The organism is Spiroplasma sp. Moj (genome assembly GCF_016082285.1).
Classification (GTDB): Bacteria; Bacillota_I; Bacilli_A; order Mycoplasmatales; family Mycoplasmataceae; genus Spiroplasma; species Spiroplasma phoeniceum.
In genome coordinates this window covers 1-8,896 of the sequence record NZ_MQTY02000037.1, presented here as the reverse complement: position 1 = coordinate 8,896, position 8,896 = coordinate 1, and the positions used below count along the sequence as shown (strand labels likewise).

7 protein-coding genes and 3 pseudogenes are annotated in these 8,896 nt (G+C 28.4%); 7 read left to right on the top strand and 3 right to left on the bottom strand.

All coding sequences use genetic code 4. From position 1 onward, the window contains the following. The first annotated feature begins 278 nt into the window (after positions 1-278). From BST80_RS02700 to BST80_RS02680, 5 genes and pseudogenes are all read left to right on the top strand, one after another. Positions 279-980, top strand: a complete 702-nt coding sequence (locus tag BST80_RS02700) for a DeoR/GlpR family DNA-binding transcription regulator (protein ID WP_415745854.1) — start codon at positions 279-281, stop codon at positions 978-980. A 23-nt stretch (positions 981-1,003) separates the two neighbouring features. Continuing rightward, on the top strand, positions 1,004-3,067 hold the full coding sequence (locus BST80_RS02695; RefSeq protein WP_415745853.1) for a fructose-specific PTS transporter subunit EIIC: 2,064 nt from the start codon (positions 1,004-1,006) through the stop codon (positions 3,065-3,067). Between the two features lie 70 nt (positions 3,068-3,137). Further along, positions 3,138-4,070: a 1-phosphofructokinase gene (gene pfkB, locus BST80_RS02690; RefSeq protein ID WP_415745852.1), complete on the top strand. Its 933-nt coding sequence runs from the start codon at positions 3,138-3,140 to the stop codon at positions 4,068-4,070. 312 nt (positions 4,071-4,382) lie between these two features. Beyond that, a pseudogene (locus BST80_RS02685) lies at positions 4,383-4,771 on the top strand (ATP-binding cassette domain-containing protein); the annotation flags it as partial. A 15-nt stretch (positions 4,772-4,786) separates the two neighbouring features. Further along, a complete protein-coding gene (locus BST80_RS02680) occupies positions 4,787-5,092 on the top strand; it encodes a hypothetical protein (protein ID WP_415745855.1) in 306 nt (101 codons plus the stop codon). Here BST80_RS02680 and BST80_RS02675 read toward each other — a convergent pair. After that, positions 5,089-5,946, bottom strand: coding sequence for a MurR/RpiR family transcriptional regulator (locus BST80_RS02675; protein WP_415745851.1), 858 nt, complete (start codon positions 5,944-5,946; stop codon positions 5,089-5,091). The two genes, BST80_RS02680 and BST80_RS02675, sit on opposite strands and share 4 nt — an antisense overlap. Positions 5,947-6,167: 221 nt before the next feature. Between BST80_RS02675 and BST80_RS02670 the strand changes: the two genes are divergently transcribed. Together BST80_RS02670 and BST80_RS02665 are read left to right on the top strand one after the other, a co-directional pair. Beyond that, entirely contained in the window at positions 6,168-6,482 is a 315-nt protein-coding gene (locus BST80_RS02670; protein ID WP_415745850.1) for a hypothetical protein, read from the top strand. A 128-nt stretch (positions 6,483-6,610) separates the two neighbouring features. Beyond that, a pseudogene (locus BST80_RS02665) lies at positions 6,611-6,886 on the top strand (PTS transporter subunit EIIC); the annotation flags it as partial. A gap of 190 nt (positions 6,887-7,076) precedes the next feature. Here the strand turns inward: BST80_RS02665 and BST80_RS02660 are convergent. Together BST80_RS02660 and BST80_RS02655 are read right to left on the bottom strand one after the other, a co-directional pair. Then, positions 7,077-7,181: pseudogene (locus BST80_RS02660) on the bottom strand (IS5/IS1182 family transposase); the annotation flags it as partial. A gap of 1,086 nt (positions 7,182-8,267) precedes the next feature. Next, the gene (locus BST80_RS02655; RefSeq protein WP_415745849.1) at positions 8,268-8,597 is read right to left on the bottom strand and encodes a hypothetical protein; all 330 of its coding nucleotides are present in this window, start codon (positions 8,595-8,597) and stop codon (positions 8,268-8,270) included. Positions 8,598-8,896: the final 299 nt, after the last annotated feature.

Sequence of the window (8,896 nt, the reverse complement as noted above, 5' to 3'; positions counted from 1 at the left end):
ATTTCTGACATAAATTAAAATAATTAATGACATTTTGATAAATATAATTTATTTCTTTTGTAAGTTTTTGTTGTAAATATCATTTTTTTATTTTTCGTTGTAATGAATATAATTCATTTTCAGTTAGAATGCTTGTTACCATATACTTTTTCATTTTAATCTCCATTCTAATTTAAAGACTAAATCAGTGGTCTAAAATGTATATGGTTTTCACATTCACAACATTTTTTTTGGTTGTTTTTGGTTAAAAATAAGATATAATTATAATTGGTGAGAAAATGTTAAAAAAATTGCGATGAGAAAAAATTTTAGCTTGTTTAGATGAACAACAATTAGTATTAGTTAACGACTTAATTAAACAATTGCAGTTATCACCAACAACATTACGCCGTGATTTAACGGAAATGGAGCAACAAGGGTTATTAAAACGATTGCATGGTGGTGTTAAATTACAAAAGAGTTATGAGGTTCGGATAGAAGAACAATTAAATGAAAAAATCCAACAGCATGCGGAAGAAAAATATTTAATTGCACGCCATGCGGTTAAAAAAATTAAACCAAAAATGTGCCTTTATTTGGATGCTGGTTCATCAACCTTAGCATTAATTAAGTTATTACAACCAGCAGATGATTTAGTAATTATTACTAATTCAATCTTCCATGTAGAACTATTAGCTTTAGGAGGATTTAATAATGTTTATGTCTTGGGAGGAAAATATAAACACCAAACAGGAGCATTAATTGGTTGAGAAGCCATTACGACTTTACAAAAATATCAAATTGATTGTGCTTTTTTAGGTGTGAATGGGATTAATGGTCAGGATTTATATACGACCGACCCAGATGAAGCAATGATTAAAGCAGAGGTTATTAAACGAGCAACAAAAAGTTATATTCTTGTTGATTCATCAAAATTTAACATTAAATCATTAGTAAAATTCGCTTCTCGTTCGGAAGTTGAAATTATTACAAGTTCATAGAAAGGATCAAAGGATAAAAAAATATGAAAATAATTGATTATTTTACTGAAGCAACAACCTTTTTAAAAACTTCTGCGACAGATAAAGCTGAAGTCTTTGCAACATTAGCAACAGCATTAGTTAACAATGAAACAGTTACTGATTCAGCAAAGCTAATTAAAGCTTTAGAAAAACGTGAAACAGAAGGTCCAACGGGGGTTGGTGATGGTTTAGCAATTCCCCACTGTTCAAGCAGTAGTGTTACCAAACCATCAATTGCAATTATGACATTAGAAAAGGCAGTTGATTGACAAAGTTTAGATAACAAACCAGTTGATATCATTTTTATGATTACTACGCCAGAACAAGGAGGAGAGCAACATTTACAAGCACTAGCAAAATTAGCTGGTTTTTTAGGAAAAAGTGAAGTTGTAGCCCAAATTCGTGTGGCAAAAACTTTTGCTGATATTCTTAAAACATTTATTGAACCAGTTACTGACCACGATAAAATAAAAACCGATGGTCACTATGATGTTATTGGTATTACAGCTTGCCCAACTGGAATTGCCCATACTTATATGGCAAAAGAAAAAATGGAAGAAGCAGCAAAGGCAATGGGCTTAACAATTAAAGTTGAAACGCAAGGGCGTAGCGGTAATGAAAATGTCTTAACAGCAACCGACATTGCTAATGCAAAAGCAATTATTCTTGGGATTGATAAAAAAATTACGGGAATGGATCGTTTTAAGGGTGTTTCATATTTAGAAACAAGTACAAAAGATGTTATTTACCATGGCTCTAATGTTATTCAAGATGCTTTGAATGGTAAACGTTTAACAATTGGCAAAGGTGGCAAAGGTGGTAACGATGAAGTTGGTGAATTAAGTTTAAAAAACTTTAAAGATGTAACAAAAAATCTCTTAGGAGGAGTTTCACGAATGTTACCATTTGTGGTTGCTGGAGGAATTATTTTAGGAATTGGTTTCTTATTAGATTCAGGTAAAACAGGAAAAGATTTTGGGGTAACTCGTGATGTTGCTGCATGATTTTCAGGATTAGGAAAAGTAATTTTTGGTATTATCGTTCCAATTTTAGGTGCTTATGTATGTTACTCGATTGTGGGACCACAAGGATTATTACCCGGTATGACAGCAGGATTAATTGCTAATGCTCATGGAATGTTATATGATGCAGAAAATAAAACGGGATGAGCAAATACATGAGGGCGATTATTCCCTGATTCAATTTCAAACTTTAACTCAGGATTTTTTGGAGCCTTAATTGGTGGTTATCTTGTTGCCTTTGCTGTATATGGATGCCAAAAAGGATTTGCTCGGTTCCACCCATCACTACGAGGAGTTCGTGATATTGTATTAATCCCTGTTCTAACAGCTTTAGCAGCAGGAGTCTTAATGTTTGGTTTAAATATCCCACTAGGATATTTAAACTACGGTTTAAGTTTAGGTTTAAAAGCAATTGCTGATTATAATTTAAATGCTTTAATTGGAATTATTATTGGTTTAATGATGGCTGTTGATATGGGTGGACCAATTAATAAAGCTGCCTATGTCTTTGGAACCTTAACAATTGATGCTACACAAACAGCTTATGAAGGAATTCGCTCAACGAATGGGGGAACAGTCTTTATGGCTTGTGCAATGTTAACAGGAATGGTACCACCATTAGCATTAGCCCTATGTACAAGAATGTTTAAAAAATATTGAACAAAAAAAGATGTTGAGCAAGGAAATACTAACTATTTCTTAGCCGCATGTTTTATTACCGAAGGGGCAATTCCATTTGCTGCTGCTGACCCAAAACGAACAATTCCATCAATTATGGCTGGAAGTGCTATTACTGGTGCAATTGTTAGTGGTTTTGGTGTAACCTTAGCAGCACCGCACGGGGGGGTTTTTGTCTTTCCGCTATTGCAAATTCAAGATAATGGTAAAAATTGATTTAGTATTGCTAATCATGGTGCTTCAATTGGAGTAGCAGTCTTAATTTCAGTTATTGCACTAATTATTGGAAGCTTTATTAGTGCCTTGATTCTTGGATTTTGAAGAATGCATAATGTTAAAAACAATAAAATTATTTTAGCAATTTAATTTAAAAAGTAAAAACCCAACTCATTGGGTTTTTATAATACTAAAATAAAAAGGGAAGGAGTACGAAAAAATGATTTATACATTAACATTAAATCCCGCAATTGACCAAGTTATTGAAGTTCCTAATTTCCAGGTAGGAGAAACTAATAAAGCGATTAGTGAGTATGAAGTAATTGGTGGCAAAGGAATTAATGTTGCTGTAATGTTGCAACATTTAGGATATTCAACTACAGCATTAGGCTTTTTGGGGCGTGATAATAAGGAAATGTTTGAACATTATTTGATAGAGCAAAAGGTTGGTGCTTGTTTTCATGAAGTTAATGGTAAAAACCGAACTAATATAAAAATTAAAAGTTTAGAAATAAAACAAGAAACAGAATTAAATGGTCTTGCTTTTTCTGTTAGTGCTGATGATGTTATGGCACTGTTAACAATTCTTAAAACAGAATTAACCAAAAATGATTGTTTAATTATTTCTGGTTCATTACCACGCAATTGTCCATCTGATTTACATCAAACAATTAGTACTTACTGTGATGAAAATGAAATCTTATTTGTTGTTGATGCAACAGAGAATGTTTTATTATCAACTTTATCATCTAAACCATTCTTAATTAAACCAAATTTAGCGGAATTAAATGAACTATTTGAAACAAATTACCAATTTACTCAAAAAGCAGAAATTGTTGCTTTAGGAAAAAGATTGCAAGAACAAGGGGCACAGAATGTTTTAATTAGTAGTGGTAAGGATGGGAGCATCTTAATTACTCCAACAAATGTTTATGTTGGTAATACTGCAACAGGACAATTAATTAATTCAGTTGGCGCTGGTGATTCAATGGTTGCTGGATTTGTTGGAACATATTTAGCAACAGATGATTATCAAGAAGCAATGTTAACTGGTATTTGTGCTGGATCAGCTACAGCATTTAGTCAAGGGATTGCTGATAAATTGTTAGTGGAAAGTTTAAAGCAACAAATCAAAATTAGTACTTTTAGATAAAAAAATGATATTTAATAATATCATTTTTTTATTTTATGTCATATTGTTCATTGCCGTTACAATTATAGTTTATGCCCAAAATATATCTTTTTATTGTTAATGAATATTTATGATACCAAAAATTGATGGAATTGAGAATTTTACTTTCCTAAGATCAATTATAATACTTCTTTGGAGAGTATAAAATGGAATCTTTTTTCTTGAAAATGGTATAGTTTGGCAAATTACGCTTTATTTACGATAAAGTTAAAATGAAAATCTTTTCCTTAATGGTAAAATAAGGAAGAATTTACTTTAAAATAGGAGGATTTTATGGCAATTATCTTAGAAGCCAAAGCTATTAGCAAAAAATACCATCAAAAATTTGTTTTAAAAGATGTTAATTTAATAATCCATCAACATGAAAAAATTGGTTTAATTGGTGCTAATGGAAGTGGTAAAACAACATTAAGCGAGATTATTGCTGGTGTGCGAAAGCCTAATAATGGTGAAATTATTTATCAACCAAATTTAACCATTGGAATGCAGTTTCAAAATTCCCAATATCCACATGGGTTAACAATAATGGATATGATTAAATATTATTGTAAAGTATTTCAGTTATCTTTCCAGCAGGATGAAATTAAACAATTAATTAGCATTTATCAGTTAACAGAAGTTGCTAAAAAAAGATTGTTAAATTATCAGGAGGTCAGCAACAGCGATTAAACATTTTATTGTCAGTTATTCATCAGCCACAATTAGTAATTTTGGATGAAGTTTCAACTGGCTTAGATATTGCAGTTAAAGAAACTATTTTTCAATTTTTAGAACAAAATATTATTATTAATCAACGAGCAATGTTGCTCGTATCACACAATATGGAAGAAATTGAACGTTTTTGTGAGCGGGTTATTTATTTATCAGCAGGAAAAATTAAAGCTGATTTAGCAGTAACTGATATTCTTCAAAAGTATAGTAGTGTCTTTAACTATACAAAAGAGATATTTGAAAATGAACAAAATAAAGACTCTTTTAATTAAGAGTCTTTATTTTTATTAGCACTTTGATTGTAGTCTTCGTTAATTGCGTTAATCTTATTTTCCAAATTTGGATGAATTTTTAATAAACTTCGAAAAATGATATCAGATATTAAAATTTGAACAATTTTAGAAGATAATGCTGGAAAACGCTCATTTTCTTTTGTATGAACTTCAAATAAAATTTTATGTTTAATTTTATATAATTGATCAATGTTCGGATTATTAGTAACTAAAGCCACATCAATGTTCAGCTTATTTGCTAAATTAATAATATTAACAACTTCATTTGTCTTTCCTAATTTACTAAAAATAATAATTAAATCATCGGGTTCGGCATTTGAAAGAGTAACCATTAACGAATGAATGTTTTCTGTTGTATAACAGTTATAACCAATCATATTAAGGTTACTATGTAACACCCGGCAAGCAAGAAAAGATGCACCAATGCCAAAGGCGAAAATTCGCTTTTTAATAACAATATCATTAATTAGGCGGTCTAAGAGTTCTAAATCAATATTGTCAATTGTTTCATGGATACTATAAGAATAATAGACACGCATATTGTTAGCTATATCTTTTAAATTCATGGTTTCATTAGTTTCGTAATTTTTGTTTAGAAAATTTAATCGTTCATAAATATGTATTTGTAATTCTTTAATATTTTTAAATCCTAAGTGTTTTGCCATTCGGGTAATAGTTGATTCACTAACATAGTAAGCTTTTGCTAATTCAGTTATTGTTTTACTAGTAAATAGCACAGGATTTTGAATAATTTGTTCAATAACTGATAGTTCAGTATCAGTCAAAGTATTTTTATCATATGTTAACAGAGACAACATAGAAACTCCTTTCATCAACCTCACCATGAAAATTATTTTCATAATATTAACTAATTTTATTTTACAACATATTATGCGAATAATAAAGTGGAAAATAATTTGTTAATTTAATAAAAAATGCAAATTATGCATATTTTTAACAAAATTATTCTATAATATAACTATAAAATAATGAAAATTTATATAAAAATCCAAATGTAAGGCAGTTATTTTAATAGAAAGAGTAAAAAAAGACAATGATGTTAAGTTTATCGCCACAACATATTACCTATTTATCAATTTTAATTTTTGGAATTATTGTGGGGACAATATTGTTAATTATTTGAATTTTCCAAAAGAAACGATTAGCTAATAGCGGAGATTATTATGCTAAAAATAATAAAAATTTAGATTTATGAAATTATATTAAACGTAATATTGCGTTATATAGTACTTTTTTTGTTATGTTATTAGTATTTCCACTCTTTTTTTATTGGTTTTATAAAATTATCATTATTTTAAAAAAAATAAAAGAACTTTACTTTGTAGTAATTAACCTAACTTTAAGTTAGTTAAATTCTATAATTATTTAGGAAATATTAATTTATTATTTTAAAAGGAGAAATCAAAAATGAGTGAGAAAGCCAAGCTTAAACCTTTTATGTCAAAGCCTTAATGAAAACAATCAAATCAAAGGACAATGGGAACTTTAAGTAAATTAAGTAAAGCATTTCTGTTACCAATTGCGTTTTTACCAATTGCTGGAATCTTCTTAGGAGTTGGTGCGACTATTTCATCAAAAGTTGATCCTGCTTCAGCAGCTTGATACTTTGGAAATTTTTTAAATAAAATGGGAGATATTGCCTTTGGTAATTTGCCAGTATTATTTTGTATTTCTGTTGCAATGGCCTATACGAAGGATGCTGGAGTAGCAGCATTGACTTCAGTGGTCGGGTTTTTAGTTTTTAATGCAATTCANNTNNCANTATTNANTAGACTTCTTGCATAACCTATTAAAATAATTGTAAATATTTTTAAAAAGATACTAATAGCAAATTATAATTTTAATTAATTATGTCTTTTATTTAAAAATTTAATATTTTCCTACAACGAAAAATGACTTTTTTATTTAAATTATTTAATTTTAAATACATCTTCTATGCTATCTATAATAATAATTGCAAATTATAAATTGAAGCAATTAAATTAAATCTTAAACTAAATCGTTTTCTATGATTACGATATTTTTCTGTAATAATTTTAAATTTTTTAAGAATAGCAAAAATATTTTCAATAATAATTCTCATTTTTGAAACTAGTCTATTATGTTGTTTTTGTGNTTNATNTTTAACTGGTTGTACATTATCCTGATTTAATCATCAAATTAGTGCTGTGCCGGCAATCACTAAGTCCCTAATCACTAGTGATAAACCTAAAGTTTCAGGAGCTAAAGCCGCGGCAGCACCAGCTTCAGTACCAATAACTGCTCTTTCTGAAGCAACAACTGCGGTTCCTTCAGCTACTGATAAAGTTTCAGCTGCTGTTAAACTTTCTGATAATAGTGGCGTCATTTCAATAGCTTCTCCCGTTGCTTCTGTTCCAATAGTAGTGTTTGTTGAACCACCAACAATCATTTTTGTTCCAACACCACTAATTCCAGCGCCAATTGCTGATGTACCAATTGTTTTTAATTTATCAATAAAATCTTTTTTATTATTTTCAGATAATGTTTGAAAATGTTGATTTATTTCATTTAATTTTTGTTGTTTTTGTTCTTTTGAAAGAGAATTATATTTATTTATAACCTTATTTTCATTTTTAATTAAATAAATATTTAAATTTTCATCATTTTTTAAACTATTTTGTTCTGTTTTTTGATCAATAAAATGATATTCATTATTTTTTAATTGTGGAAAATTTAAAAATAAACTATTATTTTCAATATCATTATCTTCTTCAGTTAAACAACCACCACCAGTATTTTTTTTATATTCTGTATCTGTCAGTGGTGTTTGATTTTCTAAACCAAAATTATAATGATTTCCATTAACATGGAATATATTTATTGTATTGGTTGAATTTTGATTAACTGGTTGATATGGGGCATGATTATTTACACTAATATTAGCATTTAACATATTACTCATTGCTAATATCTCTGGTGTACCACCTCATGATGATGATTGTCTCATGCGTTCTAAATAATCAGAAGCAATTTCATTATTTTCTTCAATAACATTTCTAAATGTTAATTCGCTTCCACGATTTGTAATCATGTTTAAGTTTGACTGTATATAATCAACAACACGATTACGAAACACGCTTGTTACTAAATTATTTGCTATTTGATTTTGATATTAATCTTGTCTAGAAATATGATTTGTTAAATCAAACTGTTGTAGTAATTTTTGAATAGATTTTCAATTTTTTATATTTTCTTTACCAAATAATTGAATAAATCGCGTTCTAAATTCTTCATTATTATTTCTAGATGGTAATAAATAAACTGTTGCTACAGATCAAAACAAACAACTACCATCGGCACGAACATCATATCTTTGATTTTCATTATTTGATTTTTTACTTCCAACAGGACTTGTATTATCGCTAACAGCATTATTATCATTTGAAATTTCGTTTACTATTAATTTAGCATCAAAACCACTTAATAAATTATTTACAATCATTTCTTTATTAAAAGTTATACTATCATCTTTATTTATAGTAATTTCTTGTGGTAAAAGGTCATACTGTTATAATTTTTGCATAATTTCTTTAATTGAAAAATCAANAGTTNTTTTNNTTATTTTTNTTTATTAGACTTCTTGCATAACCTAGTTATTTTAAAATTCCTATAAAATATATTTAAAATAGAAATTATAGGAATNTTAAAATAACTAGGTTATGCAAGAAGTCTAATGAAGATGTTAATAATATAATTAGTACCCAAGCATCATCATATTTTAGAAGAAAAGATGAATTTGGT